Origin of the sequence: Neobacillus sp. GCM10023253 (assembly GCF_042653105.1) — a bacterium.
GTDB lineage: Bacteria > Bacillota > Bacilli > Bacillales > Cytobacillaceae > Neobacillus > Neobacillus citreus.
Genome location: NZ_JBHSHV010000017.1, coordinates 1 through 22,425, shown reverse-complemented (window position 1 = coordinate 22,425; position 22,425 = coordinate 1). Strand labels below are relative to the sequence as shown.

15 protein-coding genes, 1 pseudogene and 1 riboswitch are annotated in these 22,425 nt (G+C 40.6%); of the genes and pseudogenes, 1 reads left to right on the top strand and 15 read right to left on the bottom strand.

Translation table 11 applies throughout. From position 1 onward, the window contains the following. Positions 1-60: 60 nt before the first annotated feature. The 12 genes and pseudogenes from ACFPA1_RS20465 to ACFPA1_RS20410 all read right to left on the bottom strand — a co-directional run bounded on the left by ACFPA1_RS20465 (position 61) and on the right by ACFPA1_RS20410 (position 16,186). Positions 61-1,323 (bottom strand): annotated as a pseudogene (locus ACFPA1_RS20465) (replicative DNA helicase). Next, positions 1,320-2,309: a DnaD domain protein gene (locus ACFPA1_RS20460; protein ID WP_378585075.1), complete on the bottom strand. Its 990-nt coding sequence runs from the start codon at positions 2,307-2,309 to the stop codon at positions 1,320-1,322. The pseudogene ACFPA1_RS20465 and the gene ACFPA1_RS20460 overlap by 4 nt, the downstream one beginning before the upstream one ends. A 623-nt stretch (positions 2,310-2,932) precedes the next feature. After that, positions 2,933-4,348, bottom strand: a complete 1,416-nt coding sequence (locus tag ACFPA1_RS20455; protein ID WP_378585073.1) for a 2-oxo acid dehydrogenase subunit E2 — start codon at positions 4,346-4,348, stop codon at positions 2,933-2,935. A gap of 77 nt (positions 4,349-4,425) precedes the next feature. Continuing rightward, positions 4,426-5,439 (bottom strand): alpha-ketoacid dehydrogenase subunit beta, encoded by a 1,014-nt coding sequence (locus tag ACFPA1_RS20450; protein ID WP_378585072.1) that lies wholly within the window; start codon positions 5,437-5,439, stop codon positions 4,426-4,428. A gap of 24 nt (positions 5,440-5,463) precedes the next feature. Beyond that, the gene (locus tag ACFPA1_RS20445) at positions 5,464-6,453 is read right to left on the bottom strand and encodes a thiamine pyrophosphate-dependent dehydrogenase E1 component subunit alpha (protein WP_378585070.1); all 990 of its coding nucleotides are present in this window, start codon (positions 6,451-6,453) and stop codon (positions 5,464-5,466) included. Between the two features lie 266 nt (positions 6,454-6,719). Beyond that, positions 6,720-8,660, bottom strand: coding sequence for a sigma-54-dependent Fis family transcriptional regulator (locus tag ACFPA1_RS20440; RefSeq protein ID WP_378585069.1), 1,941 nt, complete (start codon positions 8,658-8,660; stop codon positions 6,720-6,722). Between the two features lie 1,401 nt (positions 8,661-10,061). Further along, entirely contained in the window at positions 10,062-11,078 is a 1,017-nt protein-coding gene (gene moaA, locus ACFPA1_RS20435) for a GTP 3',8-cyclase MoaA (protein ID WP_378585067.1), read from the bottom strand. A 105-nt stretch (positions 11,079-11,183) separates the two neighbouring features. Next, on the bottom strand, positions 11,184-11,978 hold the full coding sequence (locus ACFPA1_RS20430; RefSeq protein ID WP_378585066.1) for an XdhC family protein: 795 nt from the start codon (positions 11,976-11,978) through the stop codon (positions 11,184-11,186). A 28-nt stretch (positions 11,979-12,006) separates the two neighbouring features. Next, positions 12,007-12,876 (bottom strand): FAD binding domain-containing protein, encoded by an 870-nt coding sequence (locus ACFPA1_RS20425; RefSeq protein WP_378585064.1) that lies wholly within the window; start codon positions 12,874-12,876, stop codon positions 12,007-12,009. Next, positions 12,861-13,337 (bottom strand): (2Fe-2S)-binding protein, encoded by a 477-nt coding sequence (locus ACFPA1_RS20420; RefSeq protein ID WP_378585063.1) that lies wholly within the window; start codon positions 13,335-13,337, stop codon positions 12,861-12,863. Before ACFPA1_RS20420 ends, ACFPA1_RS20425 begins: the two co-directional genes overlap by 16 nt. Further along, positions 13,330-15,489, bottom strand: a complete 2,160-nt coding sequence (locus ACFPA1_RS20415; protein WP_378585061.1) for a xanthine dehydrogenase family protein molybdopterin-binding subunit — start codon at positions 15,487-15,489, stop codon at positions 13,330-13,332. Before ACFPA1_RS20415 ends, ACFPA1_RS20420 begins: the two co-directional genes overlap by 8 nt. Before the next feature lie 100 nt (positions 15,490-15,589). Continuing rightward, the gene (locus ACFPA1_RS20410) at positions 15,590-16,186 is read right to left on the bottom strand and encodes a nucleotidyltransferase family protein (RefSeq protein ID WP_378585060.1); all 597 of its coding nucleotides are present in this window, start codon (positions 16,184-16,186) and stop codon (positions 15,590-15,592) included. Between the two features lie 168 nt (positions 16,187-16,354). Between ACFPA1_RS20410 and ACFPA1_RS20405 the strand changes: the two genes are divergently transcribed. Then, positions 16,355-17,224 (top strand): LysR family transcriptional regulator, encoded by an 870-nt coding sequence (locus ACFPA1_RS20405; RefSeq protein ID WP_378585058.1) that lies wholly within the window; start codon positions 16,355-16,357, stop codon positions 17,222-17,224. 156 nt (positions 17,225-17,380) lie between these two features. Here ACFPA1_RS20405 and guaD read toward each other — a convergent pair whose 3' ends face one another. The 3 genes from guaD to ACFPA1_RS20390 all read right to left on the bottom strand — a co-directional run bounded on the left by guaD (position 17,381) and on the right by ACFPA1_RS20390 (position 21,724). Then, complete coding sequence (gene guaD, locus ACFPA1_RS20400) at positions 17,381-18,664, bottom strand: guanine deaminase (RefSeq protein ID WP_378585056.1); 1,284 nt, start codon at positions 18,662-18,664, stop codon at positions 17,381-17,383. Positions 18,665-18,756: 92 nt separating this feature from the next. Then, positions 18,757-18,858: riboswitch (purine riboswitch) on the bottom strand. 45 nt (positions 18,859-18,903) lie between these two features. Beyond that, positions 18,904-20,229, bottom strand: coding sequence for an NCS2 family permease (locus ACFPA1_RS20395; protein WP_378585054.1), 1,326 nt, complete (start codon positions 20,227-20,229; stop codon positions 18,904-18,906). Between the two features lie 166 nt (positions 20,230-20,395). Continuing rightward, positions 20,396-21,724: a nucleobase:cation symporter-2 family protein gene (locus ACFPA1_RS20390; RefSeq protein WP_378585052.1), complete on the bottom strand. Its 1,329-nt coding sequence runs from the start codon at positions 21,722-21,724 to the stop codon at positions 20,396-20,398. Positions 21,725-22,425 lie beyond the last annotated feature (701 nt).

The following is a 22,425-nucleotide window of genomic DNA, read 5'->3' as shown; positions in this document are numbered from 1 at the left end:
CACCTCATTAATCGTTCATAAAATGTTCCGCGTGCTTCTTCTCTAATGGCTGCTGGACAGCTATACAAGGGGTTGATTCTGTTCCTTTCGCTCATCAATCGCTCCCGTATACTCGTTGTAATTGACGGCGATGGTTCCAACTTGGCCATTTCGGTTTTTTGAGACGATGATTTCAAGGGAATGATCTTGAGAAGCCTTGTCATAGTAGGCTTCGCGGTATAGGAACAAAATGACATCGGCATCCTGCTCCACACTTCCCGATTCCCGAATATCAGACATCATCGGCCGTTTATTGGCCCTTGATTCCACCGATCGATTTAGCTGCGCCAAACAGATGACGGGGCAATCAAAATCCTTCGCCATGTTTTTGAGGGATTTGGATATCTCAGTTACTTGTTGATGGGAATTCCCTCCGTACGATTGACTGGATTGGATCAGTGTTAAGTAATCGATAAACAGTATCGGTCTCTTGCCAGGAAATTGATTCATCATCTTTCTCGTTTTCGCTCTCATTTCGGCAATCGTTTGACCCGCCCCATCAAAAATTTGCATATTGGTTTCCGTGAGATCGCCAATCACATCCGATCATTTATCCTTTTGACGTTGACTCAGCATTCGTTTCGGGTCCCGCATTTTCGCACGGTTAAAGCCCCCTGTCGAAGCTATTAATCGTTTGGTAATCAGTTTCTCAGGCATTTCTAAAGAAAATACGAGTGGCAGATACCCCGCCCAGCCCGACATTTTGGCAAAATGAAGCATCACGTCGGTTTTTCCCATTGATGGTCTAGCTGCCAGTATCGTAACTTCCCCACCCTGAAAACCTCCCGTCATGTCATCGAGCTGTTTGATACCCGTTGTGACACTTTTCAGGCGTAATTGATCTTCCCAGGGTGCCTCATAGATGTTGGCCAACGCTTGTTGTAACGAGGTGTGATCCTCGAGCTTTAATTGGCTAATTTTATCCAACTCGCTAATGACTTTTGCAATCTCCCAGTCATTCATGGCGGCTATCGTTAAAATATTTCTCTTTTCCCGCTCCTTCCACGACTCAAGAATGAGCTTTTCCATTCCATCAAATTTCCCGATGTCTGCATAGGACAGCAGCTCAGAAAGATAGGACATTCCCCCCACTGATTCGAGGTCGGGCAAGGTTGAAAAAGTAATCAAATCAAGATTCTTACCTGCGCGTTTGAACTCTACCATTTTTCGCATGATTTCTTTATGCCGTACGCTTTCTAGCTGTTCAGGCTGGATCACGGTATCCGTTAGTAAGTACTCCGCCTTCATCAAACTGCCTAAGAACGCTTTTTCAGCTATACTCATTCCTCTTCACCTGCCGTTAGATCGAGTTGGAATCCACTTGGAATATCTCTTCCAGTACGAAAGGCTTCAGTTGATTTTCTTGACATTGGTACTGCCTGTTGGGGTGCCTGATGGGCATCAACATCTGCTACGGTCAGTAACGATTCATTTTCCCAGTTTCTAAGAATCGCAACTATATAGTTGAGCCTTCGCTTGTTATTAGCACAGGCTATCTCCATGGCTTTTAAAATCATCTCTTTTGGCTGTAAAAAGCTAGATTCATCTAACCATGCTAACAGTTGCTGCTTCGCCATCACGTTTGTAAACCCAAAACCATTCGCATCCCAAAACTCAATAATTTCATTCACGTCTTCCGGCTTTGTAAGATTCTCTAAATCTGGAGTGTCCTCCATATATGGCTGAGAAACTATTTTTTGTTTTTGTTTTTCTTTTTTATTTTCTTTTTCTTTTTGCCCACGTATCGTCAAACGACGCGCGGACGTATCGTTAAACTCTTCTTCTTCCGTATCGGTATATGTATCCTGTTCCTCACGCTCACTACCCTCGTTGCCAAAATACAATTCTTCCTGTCTACTAAAAGATTCGTAAAGGCTGCTAATTCCGAAATTAGTAATGCCTTCCGAAACATACGAAATAAGCGAGTGATCCTGGACCTCTTTTAGCTCGGCGGTTATACAGTCCATGATTGGTTTACCGCCTTTATGCAGGTTATATTCCCCCCAGTATTTAAGCGCCAGTTCTTTTGTTTCCGGATTGTAGCGAATCAACTGATGATGCTCTGCAAATCGTTCCATTAACGAATGAACAGTCTCCATTGAATAGCCCAAATGAAAAGCCATTTGCTTCTTCGTGATTCGATAGATGCCAATTTGAGTTGTTTTCGAATTTGTCAGCAGATAGAGGTAAAAATACTTCTCCTCCGGGGTCATCTCTTCCACAACGGGATTTTCCCAAAATTCAGTTCGCACCATTCGATACTTTGCCATTCTTAACCACCATCCTTGTTTATTGAAAAACTCTATTCATTCTTTATTTATGGTTTGGTGAAGGAAACGGATAGGGTAGGTTTTATAAAAAGGTGGATATTTTGTGATAATAATGCTTTCTCTTGGATTCTAGTTTTTATAATAGGAAGTTCAGAGAATGACTGGAGCTTTAAATGGAAAAAGTGACAGGCATTGCCGACCTAGACAGGCAACACTGGCAACTTTCGGTCATTTAGGATAGCTAACACGAAGTGATTGGGGCGTTTTTGGGTCAGTACTTAGGTAGTAGGTTTAGATTAACTAAAAAAAACCAAAATGAAATGGCACATTGTCAGTAGAATAATTGTAAAAAAAAACTCTAACAGTATTGAATACTGATAGAGTTTTTTCTCATCTTACTATATGCTACAGATAAGAGTCCGCGTTGCTCATTTAAAGTTTTTGCACGGTTTTCCTTATTAGTTTACAAATCTTCCAGCTTTGCCTTGAGTTTCCCAGTAGCCATTTCACAGACGTACCTTTTGGATTTTTCCTGAGGCGGTTTTCGGGAGCTCTTTAACAAAGGTTATACCGGTAACGGGTTTACACATCAATATGTCCATTAAAAATGGCACACCATAAATTCATTCTATATCCAACAACAGGAGTTCAGGGTCTTCCAACAATCTTCTTATATGGTTTAATGCATTTTGGGCAATTACACCGTCAATTACTCGGTGATCATAGCTTAAGGAAAGTGGCAGCATTTTGCCAATGGTAATTTCTCCATTCCGTACGATCGGCTTTTCAATAATTTCTCCTATCCCCAAGATTGAAGTTTCGGGAAAATTAATGACGGGAGTAAACCATTGTCCTCCTGCTGAGCCTATATTCGAGATTGTACAGGTTCCTTCCTTCATTTGGTCCATAGTTAACTTGTTATCTCTTGCTATTTTTGTCAGCAGGTCTATTTCCTTTGCAAGTGCAGCAATGTTTTTATGGTCTGCATCCTTCACCACTGGTACAACAAGGCCATTCTCGGTCTGGACGGCAATTCCAATATTATAAAACTTTTTATAGAGAATGTTTTCTTCTGTTTCATCTATGGAAGCATTTAATTCTTTATATTCTTTTAAGGCACTAATTAGTGCCTTTGCCACATATGGAATAAAGGTTAATTTAATATTCTTTGCTTTTGCCACTTCCTTTAGCCTGTTTCTGTGGGTGACCAAACTTGTCACATCCGCTTCAGCAAAATGGGTTACATGCGGAATGGTTTGTTTTGAATGGGCCATAGCTTTGGCAATCGCTTTTCGTATGCCTCCCAGCTTGACACGTTCGATTTGACCGTTATTTGCTTCCGTAGCTGGTTCCACCTCTTTGATTGCCTGTTCCATTTGCAATGGATGTTCTTTTTCTTCTGCAAATTTCAGCACATCTTCACGATTAATTCTCCCATTTCCATTACTCGCTTGTAATGCTTCGAGATCTACTCCTTTTTCCCTGGCAAGCTTTCTTACCGAAGGTGATGCAATCACTCTTTGTTGTTCGTGAGGTTGGTTTTGGACTGGTGTTTCGACGCTCCGAACATTATTTGCTGCTCTCTGTATATCTTCAATCGTTAGTTCTCCGTTTTTACCAGTTCCTGAGATTGTTGCTAAATCAACACCTAAATCTTTTGCCATTTTCCGTACTCGTGGCGAAGTTTTTACAAATGACGGCTTTCTTGTTTCCATTTCTTGCTGACCCGGAACTGAAGTGTCTATCGGTTGGGCGTGGTTTGCCACTGGTGCGGATTCTCCCTTATCATCTACAGCTATGCTGACAAGGACTTCACCCATTCCAATGACTTCCCCCCTTTTTTTATGGATTTTCACAATCACACCATCAATATCGGATTCTATTTCGGTAACCGCTTTTTCTGTCTGAACTTCGACAAGGACGTCCCCTTTTTTCACACGATCCTTTTCTAACTTATGCCAAAATGTGATCAGACTTTCTTCATCCGCCTCTGAGAGACGAGGTAATGTAATCTCATGTAATGTTTTTATGTCTTGCATTCCGATTCCTCCCAACATTCAGCATAAAAGCGGCTTTCCTGGAATGGAACAGCCGCCTGCAAAATTTCCATTTACTATTAATCCATTAATTTAACGACTGCATCGGCAATTTTTTGTGCATTTGGAATCACATATTTTTCCAGGTCTCGGCTATATGGAATCGGCACATCCGGAATGGCGAGCCGTTTAATTGGCGCTTCCAGTTCATAAAGTGCCTCTTCCGCAACGATTGCGGCAATTTCAGACGTGAAACCATAGGATAGGTAATCTTCGTCAACCACTACCAAACGATGTGTTTTGCGTACAGAATTTAGGATCGTTTCTTTATCAAGCGGGACAAGTGAACGAATATCAATGACTTCTGCGCTGATCCCCTGATTTTCAAGGATTTTTGCCGCAGCAGTTGCTTGGTGGGTCATCATTTGGATTCCCACAATGGTCACGTCTGTACCTTCACGAACAACCTTTGCTTTTCCAAGTGGAACCGTATAAGGTTCTTCAGGTACTTCGCCTACCGACTCCTCCACCTGGTCCATCCAGCCCAAGCCTTGCAATGTCTTATGGAACATAAATACAACCGGATTATCATCTCTGATGGCAGCCGTCATCATTCCTTTCAAATCATACGGGGTGGAAGGTGCGACTACTCTCATTCCCGGAAGATGAGCAAAGGTTGCATAAAGTGTCTGTGAGTGCTGTGCAGCATCACTGTATCCGCCGCCAACCCCTGTCATTAACACCATTGGCAACTTGACCGACCCGCCGGACATATAAGGAATTTTCGCCATATGGTTGTAGATTTGATCCATACAAACACCAAAGAAATCAACAAACATTAATTCCACAATCGGTCTCATACCTTCTGCAGCCGCACCAATCGCAGCTCCAATGAATGCAGTTTCAGAAATCGGTGTATCCAGTACTCTTTGATCACCGAACTTGTCGATCAGTCCTTGAGTCGCTCCAAATATGCCTCCATATTTACCGACATCCTCACCCATCACAAATACATTTGGGTTGCGTTCCATTTCTTGAGCAATGGCTTCTGCCATCGCTTTATTTCCTGTCAGCATACGTTTCGTTGTTTGCATTCCGTTCATCTCCTATCTAGTAAATTAACAAAATACATCTTCAAGTGCGGCTTCTGGAAGCGGATATTCACTTTCCCGTGCAAATTGGAAAGCTGCATCAACCTCATTTTTCACAAGGTTCTCTACTTGGTCTAATTCATTTTCTGAAGCGATCCCTTCAGATAGCAGATGATTTCTTAATCGATCAATGGGGTCTTTTTCACGTAAAGAAGGAACTTCTTCTTTGTCACGGTACAATTCTGGATCCCCTTGGAAGTGTCCTAAAAAGCGGTACGTTTCAATCTCAATAATCGATGGCCCTTCTCCACGACGGGCTCTTTCAACTGCTAACTGAGAAACCCTGTACATTTCAAGCGGGTCATTATCTTTTACCGAATAACCCACTGTATTGTCGTAAGCTGCCGCCCGCCGATCATTTGATGAAATGGCTGTTGAGCCCGACTTAGGAACAGAAATACCCCAAGAGTTATTTTCCACCACAACAATGAGTGGCAGTTTCCATAGTGCTGCCATATTTAATGTTTCATGAAAAGCACCGGCATTGGCCGCTCCTTCACCGATGAACGCTACTGCCACCCAGTCCTTTCCTTTTTGCTTGGCAGCAAGAGCTGCGCCAGCCGCTTGAGGAATCCCTGCAGCGACAATACCCCCACAAGAAAATTTCACCGCAGGATCAAACAAATGCATATGGCCGCCTTTCCCTTTTCCCAGGCCTGTTACCTTGCCGAAAATCTCCGCTGTCATCCGTTTTAAATCCACACCTTTTGCGATTGCGTGATGATGTGGACGATGTGGCGAAGCAACGGTATCGTCTTTTGTTAAGTGGGCGCAGATCCCAACCGCAGCAGGTTCCTGCCCATTTGAAAGGTGCATTTCACCCGGAACAGGTCCCGCACCAATATTAAACACTGGTTTTTTCCCTTCAGCATAAGCCTCGACAAGCAATTCTTCATAATAACGGCTTTTCACCATCGTTTCGTACATCCAAAGCAGTTTATCTTTAGGAATTGACATCTTGAATCCTCCTTTTATTAAATGGATGTTCACTCTCATTTAATTTGCAAGATTCGTGCCAATTTGGTAACCGCTTTCACTTTTTAAAAAAAAGGCTTCCTATGCAGCAGAACAATCCCCTGGAACACTAGCATTTATTCTCTTTATCACTTCCTCACCCTTCAAGAAGGAAAAGTCATACCTTCTAGTTATTTCGATAAAAAATGTCCCATTTTGTATCAAAATGTATCACAACGAATGATACACTGACACAAAATGGGACAATATTATTTCAGGTTGAAGCGATCCAGCCATCTGTAAAGCGTACTCCTAGATATTTGTAACTTCTTAGCTGCTTTACTGTAGTTATATTGACAATCTATTAACGTATTGAGTAATAATTGTTTTTGGATCTCTGCTTTTTTACCTGGTACATTTGGGTCAACCGTTGTTTCGACCTGATGGCCCGTGATTTCATCTGGAAGAGACTCGATCGAAAGAACCCCTGAGGTAGATCGATTTAAGGATCTTTCAATGACATTTTGAAGCTCACGGACATTTCCTGGCCAGTCATATTTCCTTATTGCATTCAAGTAGGAGGGTGAAATTGATTCTATTAATCTAGGGATTTTTTGATTATACTGTTTTACAAAATGAGAGGCTAACAACATGATATCCTCATCCCTTTCGCGCAAGCATGGAATCTGAATGGGAAGAACATTAAGACGAAAATATAGGTCCTCTCGAAAATTTCCTTTTCTAACTTCTTCTTTCAAATTTTTATTGGTTGCGGCAATAATTCTTACGTCGACGGGAATGACTTTATGGTCGCCAATTCTATTAATCTCTCTATTTTGCAGGACTCTTAAAAGAAGAACTTGCATATCCAACGACATTTCACCGATTTCATCAAGAAAAATCGTCCCCCCATCGGCAAGCTCAAACTTCCCAGAATTCCCGCCTTTTCTTGCCCCTGTAAAAGCTCCTTCCACATATCCAAACAATTCACTACTTAATAAGTCTCTTGGAATCGCCCCACAATTAATGGCAATGAACGGCATGGCACTGCGTTTACTATTGTTGTGAATTGCCTGAGCAAACAAGTCTTTCCCCGTACCGCTTTCACCTAAAAGCAACACATTTGAAGGAGAATGTGAAGCTGCTTTCGCTTCATTTATGCTTTTGAGGAACAGCGGACTTTTCCCGATAATATCCTTAAACGTAATTGTCGCCCTATTGCCAGTAAAACGATTGACTAACTGGCGTACTTTTTGAATCTCCTGAAACGTGAGCAACGAGCCAATTCGCATTTCTCCTTGATAGACTGGTTTGCAATTTAGTAGCACATGCTTGGTATTCTGGTTAATCTTCGTTTTAAGAGTGATGTCTCTATCTTTAATGTTATCGAACATAAACAGATCCGTTTGGAATAATTGGTTCGTAAACACTTGAGCAATTTTTTTACCAACAAGATCTTCCTCGTTAAGTTGAATCATGTCTTGTAATGTTTTGTTTGCCTGAATGATGTCACCTTGCTGATTTACAAGAATAATCCCAGAAGTGAGTGAATTCATGGTTACCTCTAAGTAGCTTTTCATTACCTCATTTCTTCTGTTCTTTTCTTGCAGTTTCAGGAGATTTTCTATCGCTTTGGCCGCGGAGACCACCATTCCAAGCGTATGCGGATGCACTTTTTCATAAGGACCTGATACGTTGAGCACACCGAGTATATTTCCATCTGATCCCCTAATCGGTGATGCGGAGCATGTCCATTCTTGTAAAATTTTCAAATAATGCTCATAATGAAAAACTTGCAGCGGCCTATTTACTTTAATACAAGTGCCAATGGCGTTTGTGCCAACCGCCTCTTCACTCCAATCAGCCCCCTCAACAAAAGAGACGCTTTCCGCTTTTTTTAAAATTTCTTCATCTCCTATCGTTTTCAGTAATCGTCCATTCCTATCACAAATAATCACCATAAACCCTGTGCCTTCTACTAACTGGTATATATCGTTCATTAAGGGTAAGGCGGTATGTATTAATTCAGCATTGTTTACGATACTTTTCTTCCATAATTCTTTTGAAACCTTACCATATTTTCGATTAGGATCAATATTGTATTCCCTCGAACGTTCCCATGATTGATGAATAATGCTTGAAAATTCTGTTTCCCTGTGTGGACTTACAGACATAATGTTTGTGCTAGTAAACTCACTTATTTTTTTCAAGCTACCCACTCCCATTTTTTACTTCCTGTTAATGTGTGTGAACTAGTTACATTTTAACATATTTTCTAATTATTCCTTAAATTTCCTCAATTTTTCAGTTAATGTATTTTGAATTGCATTTACTTCTCTTTTGCTAAAATACAAAGAAATTCTACACGAGGACCTTTAGGCGCTGTATAAAAAGAACAATAAAAAGTATATTCTTCACTATTTAAATAAATAGGAAAAAGTGCCAGGCACCATCCAGAAAATTGGGCGGTGCCTGGCACTTTTTATTGCAGCTTGAGTTTATTAGGAAAGAGGTATGAAATGTCATGGTAACGATGAGAAGAATTGCTGCGCAAAACGGAACCGCATAAAGCTCCAACACCATCACTTTTACCTCTTTTAAAAAGGAATTTTTTTGTATATAATGGATATATAATAAAAAAGAGAAGTGCTGGTAACACTTCTCCCTGCAGCCTTTACCGTCAGGGTGATGGTTGTTTGGGCAATTTATTTGTGAGAACCACCTGCTTTGAACGGCGTCGGGTGGTTTTCTTGTGTACTAGGACGTTTTTCCGAAAGATAAAGGCACTACTTTCGCGCACTATCCCCTTCAGAACTTCACGTAGAATTTCAAGAAATGTTTCCATGATTATCACCTCCCTTCTGGGAAAACCAGAAAGAAGCGCGCAACCAACTACCCCGACAATATTCAGCTACAACTTTATTCTATCATTTTCCAAACTGCTAGAAACCTATCATTCTTCGACAAAGTTCGATTGGTACCAGGACCGGTACTGCAAAAAAGAGTGACTGGCACCACCCGAATAATGTCGATTAAATATCAACAAATTCCGGATAATGACTGGCACTTGCTTATAATTCCTTTATATTTTCCGAATTCCTCCGTATAAACATTTTTGTGAATTTTCCAGTAGAAAAACTGAAAAAAAACAATGGAATCCTGTCTTACGATGGTTTTTATCTCACTACCTTTTCAATAAGAATTCTTGTCCTTAAGTAAGGTACCAGCAAAAGGAAAATAAGCGGAAATTTTTCGGTTAGATTCAGAATGGAGCTACTTTCGGGGTAAATAAGGGAAGGTTTTCCGATTATGCAAAGCAAAATCCCTCATTTTCACGCTTTTCGAGTCAATAGGCGGAATATCTTCGTCTATTTAAGCTTTTTTACATGCTAATTACTAATTAAGCGAATTTTTTCCGTCTATTTATATGTCACCGACAGCCCAAATGAACTTTGTAGCCCGCTTCTATTGCACCAAACAAAAATACTCCCTCCAAATTTGTTTTGGTCAGTAAAAATCATGTATAACCTAAAATAAAACAAAAAGGAATATATAATAGAAGAAACTCGTGAACCCCATTACCTTTGGAGTCTGTAGTTGTGATTAGGTAATCATCCACCTATATATGACATTTCAATCTTTTTCCTAGCTTTTCTCGTTTCCTCGGTGCGTTCATCAGAATAACGGTCGGATCGATGATTCCAAATGCCTTTAATTCTTTCTTCTACAGCTTGATCGGTAGCTCCACTTCTAATAAAATCCCTAATATTATGGCCGTTTCCATTAAATAAACAGGTGAAAATTTGCCCATTTGCTGACAATCTTGCACGGGTACAGGTTGAGCAAAACGATTCAGATACTGAGGTAATAAAGCCGAAATCAATATCCGTCCCTTTATAACGGTAACGCTTGGCCACCTCTCCGTAATAAGCAGCCTCCACCGGTTCAAATTCAAAGTGTTCTTTTAATATTTCATATATTTGTTGCTTTGTAACAACGTCCTCCATCATCCAACCATTTGTACTGCCGACATCCATATATTCAATGAACCGTAGTTCTAGGTTCTGTTCTTTACAGTAGGTTGCCATCTGAATAATTTCAGAGTCGTTAAGTCCCTTTTTTACAACCATATTGATTTTAATGCGAAGGCCTGCGCCTTTTGCGGCCTCAATTCCTCGGAGTACCGGGCCAACTCCCACATTCCTGCCATTTATTTCACCAAAAAGTTCGTCATTTAGACTATCTAAACTTATATTTATCCTATCAAGGCCGGCTTCCTTCAGCTGTGAAGCATATTTCGGGAGCAATACGCCATTGGTCGTTAAAGCAATGTCCTTTAGACCACTAATTTTTGAAAGCATTTCAACAAGAATTGGTAAATCCTTTCGAAGAAGAGGTTCACCTCCAGTTAATCTAATCTTCTCAACACCTAATTTAATAAAAATGCTGGCAAGACGTGTAATTTCTTCATAAGTTAGTAATTCTGATTTAGGTAAAAATGCATAATCTGGACCGAACAGTTCCGCAGGCATACAGTATTGGCAGCGGAAATTACATCGGTCAATCACAGAAATTCGAATATCACGAAGCGGCCTGCCTAATTGATCTTTAACTTGTTGTTTGGTCACATTTTTCAACTCCAAGTGGATAATTGCACAGCATTCCAAAAAGACAACAGGGGCGGTAAAGCGGCTTTTTTGAGCGCCAGAACCGTCCCCCGGAATCTATTCTATTTATCTATTTAATTGTTTCACCTTGATTGGGTTTGTTTCTTTGCTTAATTTGATGATTTCACCGATAATACTGATGGCAATTTCTTGTGTTGTTTCTGAGTTAATATCCACCCCGATGGGAGAAGAAACGCGCTCCAGCAGTTCTTCTGAGAATCCTTCCTCTTTTAATTTTTGTAATATTTGTATCGCCTTGCGCTTGCTGGCAAGCATGCCAATATAGGAACAAGGAAATTGCAGGGCTGTTTTTAATACGATTTCATCTTGATCTTTTGTCACAATCACTAAGTAAGACTTTTCATTTAGGTTGGCCGCAAGCGTTGCCTTCCCAATATCCTCATCCACAATAAGCCTGGTCGCATTTGGAAAGCGTTCCCTCGTACAATAACCCTCCCGGTCATCCACAACGCGATAGGGAATTTCAAGAAAATCGGCGAGTTTTGAAAGCGCAATGGCTACATGACCCGCACCAGCCAGAACGAGTTCAGGCCTGCTTTTATAAACTTCAATAAACACCCGCACTATTCCTCCACAATTCATTTGAATTCCGTCTTTAGCATGTTTATTTAATTTATATTCAACGATTTTCGACTTACCCTTTTGAATTGCCTGCACACACTCATCAATGACAAAATATTCAACTAATCCCCCTCCGACAGTCCCTTCAATCGTGCCATCAGGGGATACAATCATTTTTCCAACATGGCTGGGAGTCGAGCCTCTTGATTCAATGATCATGGCTAGAGCAAAGGTTTCGTTTTGACGATTTAACATGGCGACTTTTTCCATCAGTAACATGTATGACTCACCCCCCTTTTTTTTAAAATTAATTCGGTTGATATTGTGGTGTGTTAAGAAAATAACGCAAAAGATTTAAGGCGACCGTTTTCCTGTATACTGCTGTGGAGCGCTGGTCGTCGATTGGCCGAATGATTTGATCAAAGTCTGCCACAATCGAATCGATGTCCGCATCCGATAATGGGAACGGTTTTCCAAGCAGCTTCTTCTCAATATCAATCGAACGAACCATCGTCGGTCCGACCGCTCCAAAGGCAAAGCGAATGTCATCGATTCGTTCATTGCTGATCCGGATGTAACCTGCAAACGATACTTTGGCAATGGCATCTGCATTTCGGTTGCCGATTTTTTCAAAAACGACATGGGATCCTTCTTCTAAAACTGACGGCAATATGATTTCAGCCAAAATTTCATTTTGATTACGCCCGATTCTTCGCGGTGCTTGAATAAAATCACTGATTGCCACCACACGATCCCCATTAACGGAGCGCAGCAAAAGTTTTGCGTTGTAAACATATAATAATGGCAGTGTGTCACCCGCCGGAGATGCATTGCAAATATTTCCTCCCAATGTCCCTCTGTTTCGAATGGCCGGTGCTGCAATCGTTTTGATTGCGTTTTTTAAGGCTATGGGAATTAACGGGTTTTCTAGTAATTCACCATAGGTACTGCAGCTTCCGATATGGAGATCTTTATCTTTTTGATACACCCGCTTTAGCTCGGAAAGATGATCAATAAAAACAACTGGTTTAGGAATTTTAGGAGGCACTCCCCTTCCACTTTTGTGAAGGACCATGACATCGGTGCCGCCGGCTACGATGGCACAGTCTTCTTTATTCAACTGGCTCAAGGTTTCGTCTAAATAGTCAAAACGATACGCGGTTATTTTTTCTGGCATTCGACTTCACCTTTTTTCGCTGCCAATTTAACTGCATCCACAATCATATTGTAGCCAGTGCATCGGCATAGATTTCCAGAAATGCCTTCACGAATTTCCGCTTCTGTTGGATTGGGATTCTCAGATAACAAAGCGGCACTTGCCATGACCATCCCCGGGATACAATAGCCGCACTGCACCCCTCCACACTCGGAATAGCTCTCATCTAAAATCTTAAATTGTTCTGTTTCCATTAATCCTTCGATCGTTTGAATTTCGGCACCGGCAATCGCGCCAATAGGAATAAGGCAGCTGTTTTGCAAGGAATTATTTACGAAAATACTGCAGGCTCCGCATTCCCCTTCACCACAGCCTTCCTTTGTTCCGATTAATCCAAACTCTTCCCTTATTAAATCTAGTAATCTTGCAGTGGGAGGAGCATCCGTTTCCACAGTTTTTCCATTAAGGGTAAATTTAATCAACCCTATTCACCAACTTTCGTTCAAGACTTTCCATAATAACTTCCGCTGTAACCGGAATTTGCTGAAAAGAAGTTTGCAGTGCATCTTCAATCGCCGACTGGACTGCCGGGGCTCCGCCGATTAAAGTCAATTCACCTGCGCCCTTCGCCCCGTACGGGCCATCCGCATATGGGTTATCAAATAACTTGCTTTCGATTGAAACAACGTCCAATGAAGTCGGAGGTCCATAATCCGATATGCTTTTTTGTTGGATTTTGCCTTGCTTTGTTGTCATCTTTTCCAGATACCCGTATGCTAACCCTTGTGCAAGACCACCATCAATTTGGCCTTTCATAATCCGATCATCGATCGCCTTCCCCACATCGTAATTTCCGTATACTTTTTCTAACTTTACAATTCCTGTTAACGTATCTACTTCTACTTCCACGAAATTAACGCCCCATGAATAAGCAGGGTAGGCATCTCCAGTGAAGGTTTTTTCGTCCCAAGGAATCATTTCACGGTGAACATAATGCTCGAATACTTCTTGTTCCTCCCCTGACTTCCACTCGGCCTTTAGTTTTTTTGCGGCCCGTTCAAGTAATTTTCCAACAATCATCGTCGTTCTGGAAGCTACGGTTGGACCGGAGTCGGGAACCTCTTTTGTATCGGGATCAGGGTAGGAAACTTCCTCCAACGGGAGGTCGAGTTCTTTGGCGACAATTTTACTCAATGTCGTATAAATTCCCTGTCCCATATCAGAATTTGAGATTTTTAAAAGAACCTTGCCGTCCTTTGATTTAACTAGTTTCACCGTTGCTTTAATATGATCTCTTTCGCCGCTGCCTGTAAATCCACAGCCGTGGAGGAACACCGAAGTCCCAATGCCTTTCTTATAGCGCAGGTTTTGTTGATTGAATCGCTGGAACTCCTCTTTTTTCTTGGTGTAATCTGAGGCATCCAACAGGTCCTCAATCATTTCTTCCATTAAGATTGGGTCGCGGAAGTTACCTTTTGTGATGGTAGGGTCTCCTTGTTTTACGAGGTATTTTCGCTTATATTCAAGAGGGTCTAGTTGAGTGTGTTTACTAAGATGTCCCATATGACTTTCGATTCCGGCAAAGCTTTGCGGGGCACCAAAGCCTCTGAAGGCACCGTTCGGAACTGTATTGGTTTTTAAACAAAAGCCCTTGGCATGAAAATGAGGAATGTTATAGACACCGGCACTGTTTAATAATGACCTCTGCAGCACAACAGAACTCAATCCTTCATTCGCCCCGCCGTCAAGAGAGACGTCAACACACATGCTCAAAATATTTCCTTCCTGATCAAGGGCAGTTCGATATTTGAATTTGGCCGGATGCCTTTTTGTCGTCACCACCATATCCTCATGGCGGTCGAACACGAGCATGACTGATTTCTTAACAGCATTAGCGGCAATGGCTACGTGACAGGCCATCATCGAAGGAAATTCTTCTTTCCCGCCAAAACCGCCGCCTGTAGGGCTTTGCACCACTCTGACCTCATCGTCGCCACAGGCTAAAGCGCTTAGCAAGGCATTTTTTATATAATAAAGAGCTTGCATCGATCCGTGGACGACAATTTCATCATCCTTATAAACGGCAAGCATTCCTTGTGGCTCAAGGTAGACATGCTCCTGATAACCCGTCGTATATTCTTCTTCAACAATTTGATGGGCATCTTGCTCGATAGCTGAAATGATATCTAAGCTTTCCCCAAATTCATAGCTAACGAAACTTGCGGAAGATATCTGATCGATTGCTTCATCCAATGTATAGATAGCCTGATGTTCTTCAAATTCAACCTTCACTTCATCTCTCAACCCGTAGAGGGTGTTCAGATCTTTGCCAACGAGCATGAGAATCGGCTCCCCAATATAGTTGACCCACTCATTGGCGAAAATAGGCTGGTCCTGTTTAATAATTTTCACGTAATTCGGACCCGGGATATCCTCTGCCCCAACTACATCATATCCTTCAGGAAGATCTGGCACGTAAATGGATTTGATTTTTCCATATGCAATCGGCGACCGATACAAAACACCATAAACCATATTGTCCACTTTCACGTCACTAATATAAGGCAGCTGGCCTGATACTTTATCTTTATGGTCCTTTTTGGGCACTGGAGTGCTTATATCCTTTAGTCTCATTGCAGCCACTCCCTTCGATTAAATTTTTTCACCTGAAACATAGATTAGTAGAAACCCCTTTCAAAAATTAATATATAAAAATGAATTTTATAATTCATTTTTATCCCCATAAAGGTAAATGAGACATTTTCGTTTTATAATAATCCATGGCTTTTTGGTAATCCTCCGGTGTATCTACATCCATGAGTACTCCAGGATCATCTATATTCACATAATTCCTTTCGTAGCTGGCAAGGACCGTACGCAAAATTCCTTTTGAGTCGGTATCTAGAATTCTCTGTTTCACTTCACTTGATAATTTGATCGGGTGACCGCCTTTATAGTTAAAGCTGGGAATCACAACGTCCCCTCTTTGCATGGCGATTAGCTCGATGGTCTCTTTCTTAACAAGTGGACAATCCCCCGGTGTTAGAAAGAAGGCTTGGTCACTTACTTCACGACAGCCCTTTTGTATAGAACTGAACATTCCTTGGTCAAAGTTTTCATTATAAACAAACTTCATCTGGAACGAATAGGCATTTTTATTGCTGATTTTCGCTATTTCCTCTTCGATGATTTCCGCTTGAAACCCAGCTACGATCATGGCCCTGCTGATTAACCCTTCAAATTTAGAAATGGTTTGCTCCAATATCGTCATATGCCCCAGCGGCAAAGTCATTTTATAGGTATTCGCCCGGCTGGAATATCCAGCAGCCAAGATGATTGCTTCTATTTTTGGTCACCTCCATGATAAATACAAACTAAGATGCTGGCACAAAATAACTTTTTGAATTTTCATATTATTATGATATCATAGACGTATACTATACGAAAAATATATAATTTATATAGAAATCATATATTATTTAAATAGATGGAGAAATGAATGGATATCAAACAATTACGGTATTTTATAGCGATAGCTGAGGAAAAGAATATAACTGCTGCCGCTGCTCGGCTACATATGTCTCAACCGCCTCTTAGTATGCAGCTGAAACAATTAGAAGAAGAGCTTGGTGTTAAATTAATTGAGCGAAATGGCAAGGGTATGGAGTTAACTGATAAAGGAAACGTGCTCTATAAACATGCTTTGCTTCTAGTGAACAGTATCCAAGAAATAAAAAATGAATTACAGGAAACAGAAGATGGGAAAAGGGGCGTACTATCTGTAGGTATCAATACCCTATCGGTTACAGGATTTTCAGAAATGTTGCAATCCTTCCACAAAAAATATCCGCTTGTACCATTAAAAATTGTTCAAAATGATTCCCCTCGTTTGGCGGGAATGGTAAAATCGAGAGCCATTGAGATCGCATTTGTACGTCTTGCCATTGACCATCGCGGCTTGACTTATCATCATCTTATTAATGAGAACTTTGTTTTCGTAAGCAGTAAGAAGATACAGGCAAACATGATCTCTTTGAAAGAGATTTCCGATATGCCCCTTATTATTCCGAGTTCTGAGGGTCTAGGCATCTATAATACAATCTTTGAAGCCTTTTCTAGACAAAAGCTTCAACCAATAATTATTGGTGAATGCTCTGATATGCATGTATTAATGGAGATGGTTAAGGGGGGAATGGGGGTAACCATCGTGCCAAAATCTGTTTTAGATGTCTATGGGAACAGCGGTCTCTACTCTACACCCATTAGGGATGCCAATTTAATCTCTTCTTTAGGTGTCATTTGGCTTGAAAATCATTTTGTCTCCGCCTCTGCTAAAAATTTTATAAAGTTAGTAAATGAATACCTATAGGCATCCCAAAAAACGAACTTAGGGCTGCCTCCATACTCATATTCTTACTAAAAAACAGGATCACTAAAATAATCAGTGATCCTCAGAATTGATCTATTATCAAATACTTGCTTCTGCAAAATGTTCCGACTTGAGCACTTTTAATAGATTTTAAGCTTAATAAACTTTGGGCTCGGATATTTTTTTACCTGAAACATATCTTTCTTTAATATTTCTATCATCACCAGTATAGATAAATTTCTGTAATCTTTCTTCTACCGTAAACGTTCTAAAAGCAGGGATATTACGATCGTCAATGACAAGAGCGTCAAACTCATAATCTTCTTCAAAACTTCCTACTTTTCCAAAGAATTTACCCCCGCCTTTTGTTGCCAGATAAAATAAATCCGCGGTACTTAAAGGCTGATCAACTCTATTGCTTTCAATCCATTTGATATTTGCTGCCTGTGCACTACTGGTAATGACGTTCATCATTGATAAACTATGTCCACCTGCTATATCGCTGGCAAGTCCTACAGACACCCCTCTTGAAACCAGTCTTCTTATTGATGCAATACCACTTGATAAATTAAAGTTTGAATTAGGACTATGTGCAACATATACATTTTTCTTTACCATTAGTTCAATTTCATCCTCATCTACTAAAATGCAGTGTGCCATTATAGTAGGTACATCTCCGAATAAACCAGCGCCATTATATATTTCAGCGTAATTTTTATACTCAGGATGTAATGATTTTACAAAACTAATTTCACCATAATTCTCACATAAATGAGACTGTACAGGAACATTATATTTTTTAGCTAACTCTCCAAGCCCTTTCAGAAGTTCAAAGCTACAGCTAGGAACAAATCTAGGTGTAACAATTGGCTTTACCAATTCATATTTGCCGCAATATTCTTCTAAAATTTCTTCCGTGTCATTAAGCGAAGCTTCTGTCGTTTCCGTCAGATAATCTGGTGAATTTCTGTTCATATTCACCTTCCCAACATAGGCTCCAAGACCTGAATCTGCGAATAGCTCCATCAATAATTTTGTTGTATTTTTATGAATTGTTGCGAAAACACAGGACCTGGTCGTACCGAACCTCCACAGTTCCCTTATTAAGGAAGAATATACCTTTCTAGCATAATGAACATCTGAATATTTCGATTCCTCCGGGAATGTATAGGCTTCAAGCCAAGGCATTAATTCTTTATCAAGACCTAATCCTAGGTTAGCAAACTGGGGTGCATGTAAATGAAGATCAACAAAACCAGGTATGATTAAAGAATCACCATAGTCTTCTACCCTTATATTCCTATATTCTTCTGTAAGTTCTTTATAAACACCTTTAATACTTTTTCCATGAACAACAATAAATCCATCTTCAATTATTTCATATTTGCCGAATTCCTTCGTAAAAATAATATTGCCTTTAACGGCAAAAATTTCTTCCATTAAACATTCCCCTTTCTACATTCCCCATTTAAACTTAAAAACGGGTGGCCGAACATAAAAAGACTACAAGAATAAACTAAAGCTAATACAACATAGCTTCAGATTATTCTTGTAGTCAGGTAGTTTACGGCAACCCGGTAGAGACAATTAGACCAAATTTCTAATTGTATACAAGAAAATAGATTTCTTCATTTCGAGAATCTGAGCCGCCTGGATAAATCGGGCGGCCTTTATTCCATTTATTTGAACATAAAATAAATAAGGAAGATTGCAAAGAATAGGTACATGATTGGATTAATTTCCTTGGTTCTTCCCTTCACAATCATGGTGATCGGGTAGAAAATAAAGCCAACGGCAATACCAGTTGCAATGCTGTAAGTAAGAGGCATGGTAATCATGGTTAAGAATGCAGGAACAGCAATTTCAAACCTTTTCCAGTCTATTTCTCCAAGCGAGGATGCCATTAATATTCCGACGATAATCAATGCCGGTGCCGTTACAGGTGTTGTAATAACGGATAAAAGCGGGAAGAAAAAGAGTGAAAGAATAAAGCATCCAGCTGTGACCAATGAAGCAAATCCTGTCTTCGCTCCGGATGCTACCCCTGCAGATGATTCAATATAAGAAGTAGTTGTTGAAGTACCCAGCACCGCACCTGCCATTGTAGCTATGGAGTCTGCCAACAACGCTCTTCCGGCATTCGGAAGTTTGTTATCCTTCATTAAGCCCGCTTGGTTGGCAACTGCGACAAGGGTTCCTGCATTATCAAAGAAGTCAACGAATAAGAAAGTAAGAACAATCCCCAGCATGGCGGTTGACCAGAATGAAGGGTCGCCAAAGGACGAAAATACGGCGCCAAAAGTTGGTTTAATATCTGGCACACCGCCAACCACTTGATGCGGAATGGAGATTTGCCCGAAAATCATTCCAACAGCAGCTGTAATAATCATTCCGAAGAATACTGCTGCTTTAACTCCTCTAGTCATCATAATAACCGTAACGAGAATTCCAAAAATCGTTAAAAGTGCAGTCGGGCTAGTTATCTTCCCTAAACCGACCAGCGTAGCGTCATTTTTAACAATAATGCCCGATCCCTGCAAGCCGATAAAGGTAATAAATAAACCAATCCCCGCTCCAACAGCATGCTTTAATTCAACCGGAATCGCGTTGATGATTTTTTCACGAATGCCGGTAAGTGTTAAGAGAAAGAAGAACACACCAGAAATCAATACCGCACCAAGGGCGTGCTGCCAAGGAATACCGCTTCCCAAAACAACGGTATAGGCAAAGAAAGCATTTAACCCCATCCCCGGTGCCAGCGCTAATGGATACTTACCGAGCAGCCCCATCACAATCGAGCCAACAGCAGATGCAATTGCCGTAGCCACGAAGACAGCACCATAATCCATTCTTAACGCATCTGGAAAATCCTTAATACTTGCTAAGGAAAGTGTCAGCGGATTGACTACTAAAATATACGCCATCGCTAGAAAAGTGGTTAAGCCGCCAATGAATTCTTGACGATAACTAGTCCCCAATTTTTCAAACTCATAATAATTCTTCATCCTATTTCCCCCTGAAAATTTTTTTCTACTAAAAAAACTCCCCGGCAGCTACCAGTGTGTTTGACTATGGTTGCCTAAATATAAATGGAGTGAGGGACTTCGTTTACCATACGAGTTGAAATTGTTTCAAGCACTTCCCAAGATAACATTTCGAATTGATATTTTATCAAATACTTGCTTCTGCCGAATGATCCGACTTGAGATCTTCTAATAGATCAATACTCTTTTGTTCTTCCCTTTTGTTTAAAAATAGATTGAGCCCAATAGCGGTAAAACTACCTATTACGATTCCGTTTTGGAAAATTAAACGCAATCCCTCTGGCAATTTAGCAAATGCGTCAGGGACAACTGAGGCACCCAGACCAATTCCTACCGAAACCGCTATAATCAGTAGATTTTCATTTTTATGAAAATCTACCCGGGAAAGCATTTTAACCCCAGAAGAAATAACCATGCCAAACATCGCAATCATTGCTCCTCCAAGAACAGGATTTGGAATGATTGTTGTAAGCGCTGCCACTTTTGGCACCAATCCTAATATCATCAGGATCGCACCAGCGGCAATGACTACATTGAGTGTTTTAATTCTCGTAAGGGCAACCAATCCAACATTTTGGGAAAATGATGTGTATGGAAAGGAGTTAAAGATTCCTCCAAGAACACCAGCCAAACCTTCCGCCCTCAATCCTTTTTTGATGTCTTCCGATTCCAGTTTCCTATCGCAGACTTCCCCCAATGCCAGGAATACACCTGTGGATTCGATCATGCTTACAATGGCGACAAGAGTCATGGAAAGAATCGCGGTTACATGGAAAGTGGGAATCCCGAAGTAAAAGGGCTGCACCATGTGAAACCAGGAAGCCTCTCCAACTGGTGACAAATTCACCATTCCCATACCCGCAGCTGCCAGAGTACCTATAATCATGGATAGCAGAACAGAAACAGCCTTTATGTAGCCTGAACTGTATCGGTTAATTACGATAATCAGGACAAGTGTCAATGCTGCCAGTAATAAATTTCGCGGATTCCCAAAATCAGGTGACCCTGCTCCACCTGCAACGTTGTTCATCGCCACAGGAATAAGTGATATCCCAATGATCGTTACAACAGCTCCTGTTACGACAGGCGGAAAAAACCTCATTACCTTACTCATAAATTGAGCAAGTATCATAACTATGATCCCGGAGACGATGATGGCACCATAAATGGCGCTAATGCCTTGAAGTTTTCCAATGGCAATCATCGGCCCGACGGCAGTAAAAGTACACCCCAATATAACTGGAAGCTTGATTCCAAAATTCTTTCCTCCAACCACTTGAAGCAATGATGCAATTCCGCAGGTGAACAAGTCGATGGAGATAAGGTAAGCCAATTGCTCGGCGGTCATGCCTACCGCAGGTCCTACAATAAGGGGAACGATAACGGCCCCAGCATACATGGCCAATACATGCTGAAGACCTAAAGTTCCTAGTTTCCATGGAGTTAACTTTTCCACTAATTTTCCTCCCTTGGTAAAAAATTCTTTGATCATTGTAACCATTTCCATACATAGGTTTTTACTCTTAAAATTTTTTCTATTTGCGGCATCCCCCCCTTTCAAAAAATTAAGTTCTGCTTTTACAAAATGCAAAAGATGCCGTCTAAAATAGCCCCCTCTTAAATGGACGAGGCAACAAACAGGCTAACGATAAAGTTTAACAAAAGTTTGCGAAAGCATTGTAGTAGTTATTGAGAAGGTATTTATGAAATAGCTTTAGAAGGATTCATTGAAGCAAACCATAATTATAAACGTAGTCATCTAATGAAATTTTCCTTTATTTCAGTAAATGGTAGATGCAATGGACCGGCGAGGATTCTTCATAAAGGATATCATTCTGGTAAATATATTTTACAAGTTAAAGATAGTGGAAATGTATTTATTTGAATATTAGCAATTTTTGTACACCCTTACCAATATTTAATTTGTATGCTTACTATATGACTAACCTAATAATCATTCTTTATTTGCCGTTTTTTAAAAATAGCTCTGTTATTATTCATTGTTGATTTTCGTGTAGGTATGAGAATTCATAGGCGGAGGTTTTCCGTCTAATGCATGTAGTGGAGGCTTTTGAAGCAGATATAAACCAGCTAATAGTTTGTCAACATTTTTCATTTAAATATCTTTTTATTGTGTGGTATTCTAAAAATAAGCAT